This is a genomic window from Bradyrhizobium sp. SZCCHNRI2009 (genome assembly GCF_032485115.1).
In the GTDB taxonomy this organism is placed as follows: Bacteria; Pseudomonadota; Alphaproteobacteria; order Rhizobiales; family Xanthobacteraceae; genus Bradyrhizobium.
The window spans coordinates 351,386-368,454 of sequence record NZ_JAUEUH010000002.1 but is presented as its reverse complement, the minus strand read 5'-3'; the positions used below and the strand labels follow the sequence as shown (position 1 = coordinate 368,454).

The window sequence follows — 17,069 nt, the reverse complement described above, 5'->3', positions numbered from 1 at the left end:
GGGCCATCCGCCCGACCCTCGAGATCATCATCAGCGAAACGCCGGCGCATCTGCGCAAGTTTCACGATCCGGACTCGGGCCTGGCGCTGATCCGGCCGGATGCCTGACATGGGCCGTCGGACAGCTCGGGCTCGTCGCTGGACACGGCCATCCGCACACAGATCGGAAACGGACTGGAAAGGAGGGAGAGGTTGGATGGTGCGCTCGGAGCGGGAGAACACGTGCGTTCGTTCAGTGGCTGAAGCACGACCGCCTTTCCGCACACCGGCCGGACGCCGATTTCTGATCCAATCTTTCGCCGGCAGCGCTATGGCGCTTCATGTCCACGCGTGAGGCCGCTCTCCCGGCGGTAACAGAGATGGAGTCTGTCCCACACCTTCATCATCGCATGGACCAGTTGGTCCATGAGCGCGTCGTCGTGATAGGGCGTTGGGGTAAGACGCAGGCGTTCCAGTCCTCGCCGGACAGTGGGGTAATTGATCGGCTGGATGTAGATGCCATGCTCCGACATCAGCAGGTCCGAAGCCGCCCTGCACTTCTCGGGATCGCCGACATGCACCGGCACGATATGGCTCTCGCTCGGCATCACGGGCAGGCCTGCTGCCGTCAGGACGGACTTCAACCGCGCTGCGCGATCCTGATGCCGGACGCGCTCCGCTGTCGAGGTTTTCAGATGCCGGATTGCAGCGGTCGCGGCTGCGCAGACCGGAGGCGGCAATGCCGTCGTGAAGATGAAACCGGGGGCGTAGGAGCGCACCGCATCGATCAGGTTCGCCCCAGCCGCAAGATAGCCGCCGAGACAGCCATAGGCCTTTGCCAGCGTGCCCTCAACAATGTCGATCCTTTCCATGACCCCGTCGCGCTCAGCTATGCCGCCGCCGCGCGGGCCATACATCCCGACCGCGTGCACCTCGTCGACATAGGTCAGAGCGCCGTAGCGCTCGGCCAAGTCACAAATTCGATGCAGAGGCGCGACATCCCCGTCCATCGAGTACAGGCTCTCGCACACGATGAGCTTGGGCCTTTCGGGATCTGCCGCCCGCAGCAGCCGTTCGAGATGCTCAGGATCATTGTGCTGCCAGATCTGCTTCTCAGCACCGGCCTTGCGAACCCCCTCGATCATGGAGTTGTGGTTCAGCTCGTCGGAAAGCAGCAAACACCCAGGCAGCAGCTTGGCGATCGTCGATATCCCCGCCTCGTTGGAGACGTAGCCGGAGGTAAACACCAGCGCGGCTTCCTTGCCGTGGAGATCAGCCAGCTCCTGCTCGAGGGCGACGAGCGGATGGTTCGTTCCCGCGATGTTACGGGTGCCGCCCGCGCCTGTGCCCATGCGCGCTGCGGCATCGATCATGGCTCCTATGACATTCGGGTGCTGGCTCATGCCCAGATAGTCGTTGGAGCACCAGATCACGACCTCACGCTTGCCTTCCTCCGAATGCCAGATCGCATACGGATAGCGCCCCGCCAGGCGTTCGAGGTCCGCAAAGACACGGTAGCGTCGTTCCTGATGCAGTCGATCCAATGCACCGCGGAACATCGCGTCATATTCAGGGAGAAGGCCGAACGGCCGCATCTGGTAGTTCATGATTGGACGACTCCAGCAGACTATCTTGCCCGATTGAACTGGTAGGAGCCCTGGAGAAACACGCCATAACGCTCCGTCGTATATCGCAGCACCTGATTGAACGAATCGACCGCATTGGTGCTGAGATGCCACCAGCGCCCACCGATGCCGATGCGGAAATTGTCGGTCAACTGGTAGTTCAGCACGGTCTCGGCCTGGAATCCGGATCCTTGTCCCGAGGCGGGATCGCGCCCGAAGGTGAAATAGTGCGTGTCGATCGCATTCTGCGAAGTCCAGACATAGGCGGCCTCTGCCTGCCAGCTCAGCCGGTCCGACAGCCGCGTGTCGAGTGAGACACCGGCCCGTCCGCTATGCCAGCGATCCTGCTCGGTCACCACCTTCACGCCTGCCCCAAGAGCCGGACTGCAGATCGTCGGATTGCCACCCACCTGGGTGCAGCCCCGCGCGTCGACCGTTTCTGTCCAATATTGATAGCCGACGAAGGCGCCGAGCCGGAAGCGGTCCGTCTCCAGCAGGTTGAAACCGACATCGAGATTTGCGTATTGCAGCCGCCCGCCCACGCTGCTGACGGTCTTGGACGACGGATTGACGAAGGGCGCAAAGTCCTCGTCGACGAGCGTGCCCGAGCTGATCTTGCCCGCTCCGAAATAGCCCTTCAGAAACATGTTGGTGAACGGGCCGTCGAGCGCATCGACCCTGAAGAACATCTCGCCGCTGTGCCCGGTCATGCCGCCATAGGCGAGCCGGGAGACCTGAAGCGTCGCAGCCTGATCGGCGAAATAGCGGTATCGATTCTGCCCGGAGCTGAACCAGTAGCGCACTCCGGTCTCCAGCATGTAGGACGGCAGGATCGACGCGCGCGACCGCAGCGGCATATCGCCCGAGCCCGCCCCCTGGCCGCCCTGCAGCGCCGCAGGCCTGGCCCAGGCGCAACTGACAATCGAGGCGTTGCACTTCGTGACACCGTCGGCGTTGAAATCGCGCCGCAACGTGACCGTCGCGAACAAGTCCTTGGTCGTCGTCTTAACGTTGGCCAGCGTGCTGTCGACGAACCGGTAGCCGATCTCCGTTTCCAGGCTGATCTCCTTCGACCAGAGATAGCTGACCAGCAGCGACGGCAGAATCGTGTACTCCTTCAAGTCGGTCTTCGTCCCGGACCTGTACCCCGCCCGCAGCCGCGGGCTGATGGCGAGATCGGGCGTGATCGGATAGCGCGTGGCGAGATCGAGCACGTAGAACTTCGAATCCGCCAGGCTCGCGTACCGCAGCGCGCCCATGAACAGATCGCCCGGCTTGATGATGCCGTTCCCGGTCAGTTGAGCCGACAGATAATATTCGAGGCCGCTCGCCGGCGTGCCGTCGACGCCTCCGGAGGGCAGCGTGCCGGTCAGATTGGTCACCGTGGCATCGGCCGCGACCTGCCAGGTCTCGTTCAGGGGCCGCGAATAGCTCACCATCGCCGACTGGAACGTCGGCGTGCGGTCGATCGCGAGCTGCCTGATCTCGCCGGCCGTATTGAACTTCATCATGTCGTAGAGCGTGAGGAACGGCTGCCCCTGCAGCGCATTCCAGGTCGAGAGAAATGGCACCCTTCGATAATCGAACGAGGCGTTGACGACCGACTTGTCCTCGAACGTATAGGTTCCGGAGAACACGGCCGCATTGAGCGCACGGAAATGCGTGTCGTAGTCGATCAGGCCGAGCAGCGACTTGTTGGTGTCGAAATAGCGGAATTCGGCGCCGATGGCCTGGCGGTCGACGATGTTGCGGTCGTATTGCGTGATCAGATAGACCGTAGTCTCGAGGCCGCCCAGGATCTTGCCGAAGTCGATGCTCGCGCCATAGAGCGTCTTGCCATCCTTGAACGGTGCGTCGAAACGGCTCCAGTTCGGCGAGCCTGCGAGCACGTTCAGGCGCAGCCCGGGGCTCTTCTGCCAGCTCAGCACCGCGCCGTCGAAGCGGCCGATCACGCCGCCGGTGTTGCGGGACTGCCGTCCGACGCGCAGCGTCACGTCGGCCTCCTTCAGCGTGTAGTCAACCTGGGCGGTCGAGACGCCGTATTTGTCGTTTCCGGTATCGAACTGGCGCTCATGGGTGAAGGCCAGCCTGAACTTGGTCCTGATGCGATCGTTGTCGGCGGTGCCGAGAAAGTCGAAATTGGTCAGCAGCGTGTTCTGATGCACCCGGTGCGCGTCGGGATCCGCATTCGGGTTCGGCGCAATCGCCCTGTCCTTGACGGCGCTGGTCGTGTCGTTCGTGATGAAGGTGGTCGAGAGGCTGCCCGACATCGACCAGCGGGTGTCGCCGTTCGGCCCTGCCGCCTTGGTCGGCATGCCTGTCCCCATGTCTCCGCCCTCGGGCGTGACAGAAGACATGTCGCGCGGCCGCGCCGGTGCGCTGCCGGTCGCGGTGAGAAGCGCAGCGAGCCGCTGCCTCACCCGCTCGGCGCCCTCGCCGCTCGGATAGCGGCGCAGATAGTCTTCATACTCCGCCTGCGCGGCAGCGGTCTGGCCGGCCTTCTGCCGCGCCACGCCGAGCAGCTCCTGCGCCTCGGCGCTCGAGCCGTTCTCGGGGAGTTTCAGCACCTTTCGCAGGAGATCGATCGCGGCGCTGAAATTGCCTTTCTTGATCGACGCGCGAGCCTCGTCCATCGAGGCCTCCGCAAACCGGATGTCCGCCGCGGACGCCTGCTGCATCGTGCGATTGTCGTTGCGGACCGACGCCGCCGCGCCGGGGATCGCAACCGGTTTCGGCGCATCCGGAGCGGCTACGCTCGGCACCAGGGCTTTCACCTTGCACGCCGACACCGGGCCCTTTCGGGCCACCACGATCGCCACCTGCTCGAAGCTGCCGGATTGGACGATCTGATAGGTGAACTCGCCGGCAAACTGGACGACGAGGATTGGTCCTCTGTTCTGATCGAGCGTCAGATAGACGTCCTGGATGCCGGAGCCCTGGGCGTTGTCGACACGCACGCCTTCGCGCCTGACCAGGCGGCGCGCCATGATTGCGTCCCGATCGACCAATTGCAGCGAGACGCTGAGCTGGCTGCCCTGGTCGAGCGGGAAATGCCCGGTGTAGCGGACACGAACGTGAAAGTTGACCCGCAGAAGGCTGCAGTTTCCGATCGTCGTGGCAGTTGCATTGGCGACGAACTGATCGATGACCGGCTGGGCCGGTGCAACGCCAAAGGCTCCGTCGAGCAGGATTGCGAGCAAGCCGGCCAGCAGACTGATCAGCCATCCCGCCGACCTCGCCGCCGCTGCTTGTCCGAAGCAGCCGCGCATCACCAGCCGCCTCCATTGACCCGGTGCTGCCGCTGGCGGCGGGTGATGATGGTGGTCTGCGATTTGTCAGCATAGATATGGCATGCGCCGGTGCAGTCCTTGAGCTCGGCGACGGTGTAGTCCATCGGCGCCGGCTTCACGAGCTTGGCGTGCTGCTGCGGGCGGAAATCACTGGCGTGGCAGGCGGCGCAGTCGGGCTTGTAGGCCGCGAACTTGAACACGACGGCTTGCGAATTGCCGCTGTGGCAGGCGGTGCAGCCAATGGCGGCGCTATGGTTCGGATAGCTTGCCGACATATGCCGGTAATTGACCGAGCTCCAGCTCATCGTCCGGTGGCAGCTCTCGCAGGGGACGTTGGTCACGAAGTGCTTCGGCGACTTGCCGGTAGCATTGGAGCCGTTGTGACAACTGGCGCACGGCGCAGTCAGGCTGGTGTGATCCATCCGCGCGCCCGAGAACGACACGGTGTTCTTGTGGCAGCTCTCGCATGGCGCGCTGGTGACCACGTGCTTCTGCGGCTTGCCGGTCGCGGCCATGCCGTTGTGACAGCTCGCACAGGCCGCCATCGTGCCGGTGTGGCTGAACCGGGCGCCGCTGAACGTCGTCGTGCTCTTGTGGCAGGTCTCGCACGGCGCGCTGGTCGCGACGTGCTTCTGCGGCTTGCCGGTCGCGGCCATGCCGTTGTGGCAGCTCGCGCAGGCCGCCGTCGTGCCGGTGTGGCTGAACCGGGCGCCGCTGAACGTCGTCGTGCTCTTGTGGCAGGTCTCGCACGGCGCATTCGTCGTGACGTGCTTCTGCGGCTTGCCCGTCGCGGCCATGCCGTTGTGGCAGCTCGCGCAGGCCGCCGTCGTGCCGGTGTGGCTGAACCGGGCGCCGCTGAACGTCGTCGTGCTCTTGTGGCAGGTCTCGCACGGCGCATTCGTCGTGACGTGCTTCTGCGGCTTGCCCGTCGCGGCCATGCCGTTGTGGCAGCTCGCGCAGGCCGCCGTCGTGCCGGTGTGGCTGAACCGGGCGCCGCTGAACGTCGTCGTGCTCTTGTGACAGGTCTCACATGGCGCAGCGGTTGCGACGTGCTTCGGCGGCTTGCCAGGCGCGGTCATTCCGTTATGGCAGGATGCGCATGGCCCTTGCGCCGTCATGTGATTGAATCTGGAGCCGGCCTCCGTGGTGCTCGATCCGGCAAGCCCTGCCCTTGGATTGAACGTCGGCAGCAGCGACGGAAGCCGACCGGCATTCTTCGCTTCCGGCGAGTCGCTACCAGTATCGGTCGGCAAGAGCCTGCCGCGGGGATCGTTCGGCGAGAGTGGTGATGTCGCGGATGTCATTCGGGACGGCGTGCTCAACGGTTGCGGCACGGACGTCGTCGCGCCGCCAGCTTTGACCGAACTGTCGGGCTTGGAGGAACCGGACGAACTGGCGGAGGCCCCTGCTTCGGACCCCGCTGTCGGGGCCGTCGACGTCGCAGCCGTGTTCGCCAGCGGCTTGCTGCTGAACAGGAGCGTCGAACTGGATGGCGCAGCGGGCTTGGCGGCAGCGCCGGCCGCAGCAGCGGCCTGAGATGCAGCCGGTGCGGCGCTCGTACCGGGTGCTGCATCGGGATTCGTTGCTGCCGTCATCGTCCGGTTGGCGGTCGAGGCCGGCGTCACCGCCTTGACGGCCGGGGCCTGAGCCGGAACCACCGACCGCGCCGTCGTGGAGCAGCCTGCTGCCGGCTTCTGCGGGTCGTCGTCCCAGGTGGAGAAGTTGGCGGCGGCGCGCACGTGGCAGCATCCGCAATCCTGCGTCTTGGCGCTGTGATCCGGCCCCTGCGCACCTCTGCGGCCCTGGCTGCGATACGAGCCGTTGTGACAGCTGTCGCAGCGCGTGGCATGCACGGCAGCATGGCTCATCGTGTAGGTCGCGAAGCTCGCCGCCGTGTTGCTGTGGCAGTTCGAGCACTGCACGCCCGTCACCGGAATATGCGGCGGGGTGGTCAGGCCTTTCGCGCTCGAACCATTGTGGCAGGCGGAGCAATTGGTGTTGGCCGCAGAGTGGGTGAACGCCGCGCCGCCCCAGCTCACATATCCGCCGCTGGCCGCCTTGCTGTGACAGCTGACGCAGTCGGCGCCACCGGTGGCGACGTGGTTCGGATACGACGCGGTGCCCATGGCGCCCTTGGTGCCCTGGCCGGTGAAGGAGCCGTTGTGACAGCTGTCGCAGCGCGCGGTCGCCACCGCGGCGTGGTTCATGGTGTAGGTCGCGAAGCTCGCCGCGGTGTTGCTGTGACAGTTCGAGCACTGCAGCGTCCCGGTCGGGATGTGCGGCGGCGTCGTCATGCCCTGCGCGGTCTTGCCGTTGTGGCAGGTCGCGCAGTTGGTGTCGGTCGCCGCATGCTTGAACGCCGCGCCGCCCCAGCTGGTGAAGCCGCCCGAGGCCGCCTTGGCGTGACAGCTGACGCAGTCGGCGCCGCCGGTGGCGACGTGGTTCGGGTACGACGCGGTGCCCATGGCGCCCTTGGTGCCCTGGCCGGTGTAGCTGCCGTTGTGACAGCTGTCGCAGCGCGCCGTCGCCACCGCGGCGTGGTTCATGGTGTAGGTGGCGAAGCTCGCCGCGGTGTTGCTGTGGCAGTTCGAGCACTGCAGCGTGCCGGTCGGGATGTGCGGCGGCGTGGTCATGCCCTGTGCCGTCTTGCCGTTGTGGCAGGTCGCGCAGTTGGTGTCGGTCGCGGCGTGCTTGAACGCCGCGCCGCCCCAGCTGGTGAAGCCGCCCGAGGCCGCCTTGGCGTGACAGCTGACGCAGTCGGCGCCACCGGTGGCGACGTGGTTCGGGTACGACGCGGTGCCCATGGCGCCCTTGGTGCCCTGGCCGGTGTAGCTGCCGTTGTGACAGCTGTCGCAGCGCGCCGTCGCCACCGCGGCGTGGTTCATGGTGTAGGTGGCGAAGCTCGCCGCGGTGTTGCTGTGACAGTTCGAGCACTGCAGCGTGCCGGTCGGGATGTGCGGCGGCGTGGTCATGCCCATCGCGGTCTTGCCGTTGTGGCAGGTCGCGCAGTTGGTGTCGGTCGCCGCATGCTTGAACGCCGCGCCGCCCCAGCTCACATATCCGCCGCTGGCCGCCTTGCTGTGACAGCTGACGCAGTCGGCGCCACCGGTGGCGACGTGGTTCGGGTACGACGCGGTGCCCATGGCACCCTTGGTGCCCTGGCCGGTGTAGCTGCCGTTGTGACAGCTGTCGCAGCGCGCCGTCGCCACCGCGGCGTGGTTCATGGTGTAGGTGGCGAAGCTCGCCGCGGTGTTGCTGTGACAGTTCGAGCACTGCAGCGTCCCGGTCGGGATGTGCGGCGGCGTGGTCATGCCCTGTGCCGTCTTGCCGTTGTGGCAGGTCGCGCAGTTGGTGTCGGTCGCCGCGTGCTTGAACGCCGCGCCGCCGAAGCTCGCCGTGCTGGTGTGACAGGACTCGCACGGCAGATTGGTCTGGAGATGGTTGCTGGACTTGCCGCGCGCCGTCGTCCCGTTGTGGCAGTTGGCGCAACCGGCGACAATGCCGGCGTGGTCCATCTTCATTCTGATGCGAAAGCTCGCCGTCGACCTGTGGCACACATCGCATGGCGCCGTCGTCGTGATGTGATTCTTCGACTTGCCTCGTGCCATCACGCCGTTATGGCAGGTCGTACATGACGCCTTCGCCTGGGTATGATCGATCGCCCGAACGTCCTTCCATGTCGAGGTCTGGTGGCAGCTCTCACATCGCCTCGTGGACATCGGGTGGTTGACCGACATGCCCGCCGTCTGCGCGCCGTTGTGGCAACTGGCGCACTGCGTCTGCGTGCCCTTGAACCGCCCGCCGACGTGACAGGACGAGCACTCCACCCCGACATGGCTTCCGGTCAGCGGAAAACCTGTCGAGGCATGGTCGAATGAGCTCTGCGCGGCAGCATGCCCTGCCAACACGAGAGCGAGCAGCATACAGGCGAGCAGCCACTGCACCATACGGTGCGAGGCTCGCGCCACCAGCCCCAGCTTGCTGTAGCAGCTGCTCAACTCCAACTCCGCTCTTCACTCTCGACTCGATCGCCAGCCGGACATCCGACGGAGACCGGCCGACCCCAATCCAGCCGAGACCGTTGAGCGTCCGCTGCTCGGCGGTCGCCCCGACAAATCCAAGACACCCTTGCGGATTTCCCCTACGGCCCGGCGGCACGTCTTCCCCAGCCACCGAATACTCGGAACGCTCCGTGCTCCCTTGATCGAGCGCTGCATCGATCGGGCGACGACGGAGTCATCGGCCAGATCACGCAGCCTTCGCTACGCCTACGACAGGGCTTCCAGAGACGCGCAAAGCTGGCCCAAAACTGGGCCAAGCTGAACTCAAGCTGAATGGAGGTTAAGGTTTCTGACGTCGCGCGCGCGCAATGGTCCCGCAAGCTCATCACGCAAGCCATTGATCTGCATGCGAACTGATAGCCGCTGCGAGCCGATGTCAGCTCGACACGATCTCAGACGCCGTGTGCGGCCAACGCAGCCGTTCGAATCAGTTCCTGATCTGAACGTTGCGCCATCCCGTTGCGACATGGCAGCGCTCGCACGTCTGACCGAAGGTGCCATTGTGCACGTCCGAGCTGCGATGACAGCTGAAGCAATCCATCGGCAACTTCAGATCCGGCGGCGACTTGGCCTTGTGACAGGCCTCGCACGTGATCTTCTGGTGGACACCGACCAGCGGGAATCGTGTCTGCCGCGCGTGATCGAAACGCCAAAGCCGCCACCCATTCGGATTGTGACAGCTGGCGCACCGCCCTCCAAGCTTCCCCTGGTGGAAATCCTTGTGGCAGCTTTCGCAGGCCATCGGCGTATTCTTGTAGGTCGGCGTCCGGTGGCACTCCTCGCAAGGCACCGACTTGTGCAGACCTATCAACGGAAAACGCGTAATCTCGTGATCGAAGGTGAGCTTCTTCCGCCAGCCCGCATCGCTATGGCACGTCTCGCAGCGTTCGCCGAGCTTGCCCTGATGCGGATCCTGCTTGCGGTGACAGGACACGCATGACGTCGCGAGTTTGTCCCGATAGAGATCACCCGTATGGCAGCTCTCACACTTCACCTTGGCATGCGCATTTCGCAGCGGGAAGCGGGTCTTGTCGTGATTGAAGCGGACCGTCTTCCATTTCTCCTGATCGTGACACGTCTCGCACTTGTCGCCGAAGCGGCCGCCATGGACGTCCTGAAGACGGTGGCATGAGCCGCACGACGTCTGCAGATCCTTGTATTGCTCGCCGGAGTGGCACGTCGCACAAGCGACCGACTTGTGGGCGCCCACGAGGGGAAACCGGGTCTTCGTGTGGTCGAACTCCTTGGTCGCGCGCCATTTCACCGCCGTGTGGCAGTTCTCGCAGCGTTCACCAAGCCGGCCGCGATGCGGATCGAGCGCCTTGTGACACTCGAAGCAGGTCGAGGGCGTGTTGCGGAACTTCACCTTCGCGACGTGACATCCCGCACAAGGCACGGTCTTGTGCGCATCGACCAGCCGGTAGTTCGTCACGTCGTGGTTGAAGGTTTCCTTGTCGAGTTGGACGATGTCGGTTCCACGCCCCTTGTGGTCGGTGTGACACTGCCTGCACTCCTGGCTCAGCGCCGCCTGGTCGCGTCCGTGCAGGCGCTCACGCTGCCTGCGATCGACGGCAATCTCCTTGTGGCAATCGAGGCAGAGGCCCGACTGTGCCTTCCGGGTATAGGCTTCGTGGCACTTTCCGCACTCGCTCTCGAGCTTGGCATGCTTCTCGGCCAGCGGGCCGGGCATGACCAGCTTTTCCAGCAACGTCTGTGCTCGAACTCCGGCCGATAGCATGGCAACGCCGGCCAGGACGGCGACAACGACCGCAACACGCCACCGCATCACGCAACTCCGTCAATAGTGATGGACGGCCCAGACATGAACGACGCCCGCCAGCAGCATGAGAAAAAACAGCGGCAGATGAAGCACATGCCACAGCGAAAACAATCGTTCGAAGAACGTCAGCTCAGCGGCCTTGCGCACTGCGGCGGCGTAACGCCGCACCACCTCCTCGATTCGCTTCTCGCGACGCCGTCGCTCGGACCACGACCATCGCGCGCGCTTGGCTTCGGCGCGAATGAGCCGGCGCGCTTCCGCAACCACATTGGCGCGCAGCCGTCTCGTCCGCGCTGCGATGACCGCGCCGGTCCGCAGGCTGCCCAACGCAGTTCGCGGCACCTTGTTGTCGAGCCCCTTGCTGAAGGCAGCCAGCTCCCGCGACACGAACGAGACGGCCTGCATCTCCTCACCGAGCTCCGTTCGCATTGCCTCGGCCTCGGCGAGCAGCTCCTTGACACGCGCTCTCCCGCCATGGAGGCCCATATGGATCTTGCCATAGATGTAACGGCCGATCACGCCGCTGATCGCCACGATCAGCATGGTGAAGAATGCCACGTTGCTGTTGAGCGCCCCCAGTTGGAAATTCGCATGGAATAGGATGAGCACGGGACCAATGACCCCGAGCAGCATGTGGGTCCTGAACCAGAACGGCACCGAGCCGATGCCGCGCAGCGACTTGAAGCGCTTACGCATCGAATAGGCCAGCAGCGACAGCATGGCGACGCTGCCGTAGATCCCGAGCCAGTATCCGGTGCCGGAGCCCGGCGTAATATACTCCTCCTCCTTCTGCAGCCACCCGACGGCAATCGCTCCGAGGACGATGACCGTGATGACGACCGGAATGGTTCCTCGAAGAGGATTGCCGCTCGCGCGAGCGACCGCTGCTCTGCTCATGACCTCGACGTTTCCTGTGAATCCCGAATGCCGGATCGGCGGAAGCCAGACCCGTTCGCGGAGCCCCGGATCTCAGTCGAGAGAGAACTTAGTGATAACCACTTGCAACAACCCTCTCCGTCTTCCGACACCGACGTCATTAGTCCGAAATCAGTGCGAGCCATATTTCCGCCGACGGCATCTGTTCAACGAATGATCCAATCCTGGTCTCCAAGACGTCAGATCATTCTGGAATTTCTATGTCGGCATCTCTTGAGAGGAATTTGCATCTAGCACCGCATCCGACCTTTTCACGCGGAGTTCGCGGTCGGCGACTCTCTATCTTCCGCTGTTAGTTCGTAAGAAAGAGAGAGACGACATGGCGATCGATCTCCTGATTGTCTACGCCGCGCCAATGCTCGGCGTCTGGGCCACTTACATGGCCGTGCGCAAGCGGAAGGAAATAAAGAGCGTCGCGAAGCTCTCGGCCGCCAAGGACGCCGGTCTTCTCGAGCCGGCATCGCTCCATCCGATCATCGATCCTGCCTCGTGCATCGGCTGTGGCTCATGCGTCAGGGCGTGTCCGGAGGGCGACATTCTCGGCCTGATCGGCGGCAAGGCGTCGCTGGTCGAGCCTTCGCATTGCATCGGACACGGCGCCTGCAAGGCGGTGTGCCCCGTGAACGCCATCACGCTGGTGTTCGGCACCGAAACGCGCGGCATCGACATTCCGAACGTGGATGAAGCGTTCCAGACCAACGTGCCCGGCATTTTCATCGCCGGGGAGCTCGGCGGGATGGGGCTGGTCCGCAACGCCATCGAGCAGGGACGCCAGGCGATCGACTCCGTCCGCAAGGTCAAGAACATCGGCAAGTCCGATATGCTCGACGTGGTGGTCGTCGGCTGCGGTCCGGCCGGTCTCTCCGCCAGTCTCGCCTGCCTGCAGCATCGGCTGCGCTTCGTCACGCTCGAGCAGGACTCGCTCGGCGGCACCGTCGCGCACTTTCCCCGCGGCAAGCTGGTGATGACGGCACCTTTCACGCTGCCGCTCGCGGGCAAGTTCAACTTCAGAGAGCTCAGCAAGGAGCAGTTGATCGCCTTCTTCATGAGCATCGTGCGCAAATCCCGCCTCAAGGTGAACGTCGGCGAACGCGTCGAGGCCGTCACGCGAGTCGGAGAAGGCTTCGACGTCAGGACGAACCGCGGCAGCTACAGAACGCATGCCGTGCTCCTGGCGATCGGGCGCCGCGGAACGCCGCGCAAGCTGGAGGCTCCAGGCGAAGAGCAGACCAAGGTCGTCTATCGACTGGTCGACCCCGAGCAGTATCGCGGCCAGCACGTGCTCGTCGTCGGCGGCGGCGACGCTGCATTGGAAGCCGCATGCTCCATCGCCGATGAGCCTGGAACGACGGTGACCCTGTCGCATCGCAGCGAGTCGTTCGGTCGCGCCAAGCTGAAGAACCGTCAACGGACGGAAGCAGCCGCGCAATCGGGCCGGCTCCGCGTCATCTACAATTCGTCAGTCAAACGGATCGGCGATGACGACGTCGAGATCGATGCCAATGGCAGCACGAGCACGATCCGAAACGATGCCGTCATCGTGTGCGTCGGCGGCATTCTGCCCACCGCATTCCTGAAGAGCATGGGTATCGAGGTCGAGACGAAATATGGCACGGCTTAAGTCCTCTTACGTCATCATCCCCCTGATCTGTCTTGTCGGCTCGACCGTGCCGTCGGTCGCCCCGGCCGGCGAAACGCCGGCCGGCGTGAGCTCCGAAGCATCCGCGAGCCAGGCGGCCGATGCCGCGATCCGCGCCGGACATCCCGAGGACGCACTGAAGCTGCTCGAGCGCGCCGCCAGCGCCGGCAATCCGGAGGCGCAGTACCGACTTGCATCACTTTACCGCGCCGGTCTCGGCACCAGAGCAGACGACACGCTGGCGTTCAAATGGATGGAGGCAAGCGCAAGGAAGGGACATGTCAAGGCGCAGTATAATGTCGCAGCGATGTGGCTTGCGGGCCGTGGAACGCCGGCCGATCCCGACCGGGCGCGGGACTGGCTACGCAAGTCGGCGGCGGCCGGCTATCAGCCCGCCGAGCAGTTGCTGGCCGACATGGTCAACCGAAATGCGCGCCCGCGCGCCGGGGAGCCGGCGCGCGAAGCTGCGCGCAGGCCGCCCCCGACGCTCGATGCGCAGGCCGCCATGCGAAACGGCCATCCGGCTATCATCGACGCCGCCCTGCGCGGCCAGTTCGATCCGATGCGCCAGCTCATCGCTGCGAAGGCTGACGTCAACGCGGTCAACGAGGACGGCGATACGCCTCTGGCGATCGCCGCGGCCGCCGGGCATCTTCGGCTGGTGGAGCTCCTGCTCGCCTCGGGAGCCAATCCGAACACCGGCAACCGGCGCGGCGACACGCCATTGATGCTGGCAGCGGACAAGGATCATGGAGACATCATCAGACTGCTGCTGACCAAGGCGGCCGACCCGTCTGCAGCGCGTGCAGATGGCGCGACCGCACTACTGATGGCGCTCAGCCGCTGCAACGGCGCCGCTATCGCTGCGCTCCTCGACGGCGCCTCCGGCAATCTGCCCGCGTTGGCAGACGGCCGGACCCCACTCATGATCGCGGTCGCGTCGTGCCCAAATGGCCCGCTCGATCGGCAACTCGTTCAGAGATCCGACCTCAACGCCGCCGATGGGCAGGGCCGCACCGCACTCTGGCACGCGGCCGGCAATGGCAATACGCACGCGATCGGACAACTGATCCGCGCAGGTGCGGACGTCAACCGCGCTGACACCGACGACAAGACGCCGTTGCTGAATGCCATCGAAGGCCGCAGCGCCGCGGCCTCGCTGCTTCTGTTGGACCATGGGGCCGACCCGAAACGCGCGACAAGAGGCGGAAATACCGCTCTCATCCTCGCTGCGCGCGCCGGGCTTGCGGATGTCGTCAGTGAGCTTCTCAGGCGCAAGGCCGACCCGAACATGCGCAACGGCCAGGGCATGAGCGCGCTGATGATGGCGGCCCATGAGGGGAATATCGGCATTGCGCACAGCCTTCTCGCCGCCGGTGCCGAAAAGCAGTTGAGGAACAAGCGCCGCGAACGTGCCACCGACATCGCCGCTGCCAGCGGTCACGGCGATATCGCCAAGCTTCTGGAATAGCGGACGATTTCGTTTCGCCACCCTGCCTATCATGCGGTCGACGTCGCGTTCGCTGCTCGACGGCGCGGCAGATGATTCGCACGCTATATCTCAATGAATATAACACTAAGTACCAAGACGCCCCGATGATACCGTTCTCCGGCCGTGAGTGCGAATGAGTTGCAGTTACACTACGATGCACGTCGATGGATCATCATCATTCCGTACGAATGATGCCTCATTCGGCGCATTGATTGTCGGCGCATCACAGACACTTGATAGTTAGCTGCAGGAATATCCGCTGCAGTCGGAGATACCACATGACAGCGGAGGTCGGATCGTTTGCGCTCATTCTCGCGCTCCTCGTATCGCTGGTGCAGTCGATCGTTCCGTTCGCAGCGCTGCGCCGCCAATCCGCGATGATCGCCGGCTTCGTTCGTCACGCTGCCTTGACCCAGTTTCTGTTCGTCGCGATCGCATTCGCATGCCTGACGTCGCTGTTCGTCCATTCCGACTTTTCAGTCCAGGTCGTCGCAGCGAATTCGCACACGCTGAAGCCGCTGCTCTACAAGGTCTCCGGAGTCTGGGGAAACCATGAGGGATCCATGCTGCTGTGGGTCCTGATCCTCTCCTTGTTCGGCGCGGCAGTTGCATTGTTCGGAACGAACCTTCCGGAGCGGCTGCAGAGCAACGTTCTCGGCGTGCACGGCATGATCGGCCTCGGCTTTCTGGCGTTCATCGTCTCGACGTCGAATCCGTTCGCGCGGCTGGTCGATGCTCCCCTCGAAGGCAACGGACTGAATCCGATTTTGCAGGATCCTGGCCTCGCCTTTCATCCACCGTTTCTGTATCTGGGTTACGTCGGCTTCTCGATGGCGTTCTCGTTCTCGGTCGCCGCGCTGATCGAGGGAAAGGTCGATGCCAGCTGGGCCCGCTGGGTCCGACCGTGGGTGCTCGCGGCCTGGTGCTTTCTCACGATTGGAATCACGCTGGGCAGCGCATGGGCGTACTACACGCTCGGCTGGGGCGGCTGGTGGTTCTGGGACCCCGTCGAGAACGCCTCCTTCATGCCGTGGCTTGCGGGGACTGCGCTCCTGCATTCCGCCCTGGTGGTCGAACGTCGGAGCGCCCTCCAGAGCTGGACGATCCTGCTGGGGATCGTGACCTTCTCATTGAGCCTGATCGGGACTTTCCTGGTGAGGTCCGGCGTGCTCACCAGCGTTCATGCCTTCGCACAGGACCCGTCGCGTGGCGCATTCATCCTGGCGCTCATCCTGGTGGCGACCGGCGGGGCGTTGACGCTGTATGCGATCCGAGCCCCAAGCCTGAAGCACGGTGCGCTGTTCGCAGCCGTCAGCCGCGAGAGCGGCCTCGTCCTCAACAATGTGCTGCTCACGGCAGCCGCGGCCACCGTGTTTCTCGGCACGTTCTACCCGCTCCTCGTCGACATGCTCGGAAACGACAAGATCTCCGTCGGTCCTCCCTACTACAACTTGACGTTCGTTCCGATCATGGTTCCGCTGCTGCTTGCCATGGTGATCGGCCCGGTTCTGAAATGGAAGCGCGATCTCCTCGTTGCGGCCCTGCAACGACTCCGCCTGGCCGGGGGACTTGCGGCATTCATTGCCGTCGCGATCCTCATCGCGACGTTCGGACAGCGTTTCCTGGTTGCGTTCTTCTTCGGCATCGCCGTCTGGCTCGTGATCGGCTCGCTGATGGTGCTGGCTCATCGCGTCCGCCTCGGCATGACGACTCCCTTGGCGACCTCGCTCAACCTCGCGCGCACCACCCCGCTCGCGGTCTACGGCCTGGTGCTGGCCCATGCGGGAATGGGCGTCACCGTCGCAGGCATTACCGGGATGACCGCGTGGGCCAGCGAGAAGGTGCAGATGCTGCGGCCGGGCCAGAGCCTGCAGCTCGCGGGCTACGACATCAAGCTGCGCTCGATCGGAAAATTTCCAGGCCCCAACTACGAAGCCGAGCGTGGCACGTTCGACATCACGCGGAACGGCAAGCCGTTCACGCAGCTTTCCAGCGAGCGCCGCTTCTATCCCGTCAGACAGCAGCAGACGACCGCCGCCGGCATTCGAACCAACCTGATCTGGAACGTCTACGTGACGCTCGGTGATCCCGACGACAAGGGCGCGTGGGCGGTGCGCTGCTACTATCACCCTCTGGTGCCGCTGGTGTGGATCGGCGCACTGATGATGGCTTGCGGCGGCTTCATCTCGCTGGCCGACCGGAGATTTCGTGTCGGTGCTCCGCGACGGGCGATGCGGGCCGTACCGACTGCCGTTCCTGCTGAATAGG

8 protein-coding genes are annotated in these 17,069 nt (G+C 64.4%); 3 read left to right on the top strand and 5 right to left on the bottom strand.

Annotation, left to right across the window (positions count from 1 at the left end):
* Positions 1–307: 307 nt before the first annotated feature.
* From hemA to QX041_RS09210, 5 genes are all read right to left on the bottom strand, one after another.
* A complete protein-coding gene (gene hemA / locus QX041_RS09230; RefSeq protein WP_316165084.1) occupies positions 308–1,585 on the bottom strand; it encodes a 5-aminolevulinate synthase in 1,278 nt (425 codons plus the stop codon).
* 20 nt (positions 1,586–1,605) lie between these two features.
* Positions 1,606–4,872: a hypothetical protein gene (locus tag QX041_RS09225; RefSeq protein WP_315718397.1), complete on the bottom strand. Its 3,267-nt coding sequence runs from the start codon at positions 4,870–4,872 to the stop codon at positions 1,606–1,608.
* On the bottom strand, positions 4,872–8,891 hold the full coding sequence (locus tag QX041_RS09220; RefSeq protein WP_316165082.1) for a hypothetical protein: 4,020 nt from the start codon (positions 8,889–8,891) through the stop codon (positions 4,872–4,874). Before QX041_RS09220 ends, QX041_RS09225 begins: the two co-directional genes overlap by 1 nt.
* A 490-nt stretch (positions 8,892–9,381) precedes the next feature.
* Positions 9,382–10,740 carry a cytochrome c3 family protein gene (locus tag QX041_RS09215; protein ID WP_316165080.1) on the bottom strand — a complete coding sequence of 453 codons (1,359 nt, stop codon included), beginning with the start codon at positions 10,738–10,740 and terminating at the stop codon, positions 9,382–9,384.
* A gap of 12 nt (positions 10,741–10,752) precedes the next feature.
* Positions 10,753–11,631 carry a pyridine nucleotide-disulfide oxidoreductase gene (locus tag QX041_RS09210; RefSeq protein WP_316165079.1) on the bottom strand — a complete coding sequence of 293 codons (879 nt, stop codon included), beginning with the start codon at positions 11,629–11,631 and terminating at the stop codon, positions 10,753–10,755.
* Positions 11,632–11,989: 358 nt separating this feature from the next.
* Here QX041_RS09210 and QX041_RS09205 point away from each other — a divergent pair, with 358 nt between their 5' ends.
* The 3 genes from QX041_RS09205 to QX041_RS09195 all read left to right on the top strand — a co-directional run bounded on the left by QX041_RS09205 (position 11,990) and on the right by QX041_RS09195 (position 17,068).
* Complete coding sequence (locus QX041_RS09205) at positions 11,990–13,291, top strand: NAD(P)-binding domain-containing protein (RefSeq protein ID WP_316165077.1); 1,302 nt, start codon at positions 11,990–11,992, stop codon at positions 13,289–13,291.
* Positions 13,278–14,780, top strand: coding sequence for an ankyrin repeat domain-containing protein (locus QX041_RS09200; RefSeq protein ID WP_316165076.1), 1,503 nt, complete (start codon positions 13,278–13,280; stop codon positions 14,778–14,780). The genes QX041_RS09205 and QX041_RS09200 overlap by 14 nt, the downstream gene beginning before the upstream one ends.
* Positions 14,781–15,079: 299 nt before the next feature.
* Complete coding sequence (locus tag QX041_RS09195) at positions 15,080–17,068, top strand: heme lyase CcmF/NrfE family subunit (protein WP_315754745.1); 1,989 nt, start codon at positions 15,080–15,082, stop codon at positions 17,066–17,068.
* The last annotated feature ends 1 nt before the right edge of the window (position 17,069 follow it).

Excerpts from the sequence above, each read along its gene's own strand:
- QX041_RS09195 (WP_315754745.1), top strand. The coding sequence starts at position 15,080 with ATGACAGCGGAGGTCGGATCGTTTGCGCTCATTCTCGCGCTCCTCGTA.
- hemA (WP_316165084.1), bottom strand. The coding sequence starts at position 1,585 with ATGAACTACCAGATGCGGCCGTTCGGCCTTCTCCCTGAATATGACGCG.
- QX041_RS09225 (WP_315718397.1), bottom strand. The coding sequence starts at position 4,872 with ATGCGCGGCTGCTTCGGACAAGCAGCGGCGGCGAGGTCGGCGGGATGG.
- QX041_RS09210 (WP_316165079.1), bottom strand. The coding sequence starts at position 11,631 with ATGAGCAGAGCAGCGGTCGCTCGCGCGAGCGGCAATCCTCTTCGAGGA.
- QX041_RS09215 (WP_316165080.1), bottom strand. The coding sequence starts at position 10,740 with ATGCGGTGGCGTGTTGCGGTCGTTGTCGCCGTCCTGGCCGGCGTTGCC.
- QX041_RS09200 (WP_316165076.1), top strand. The coding sequence starts at position 13,278 with ATGGCACGGCTTAAGTCCTCTTACGTCATCATCCCCCTGATCTGTCTT.
- QX041_RS09205 (WP_316165077.1), top strand. The coding sequence starts at position 11,990 with ATGGCGATCGATCTCCTGATTGTCTACGCCGCGCCAATGCTCGGCGTC.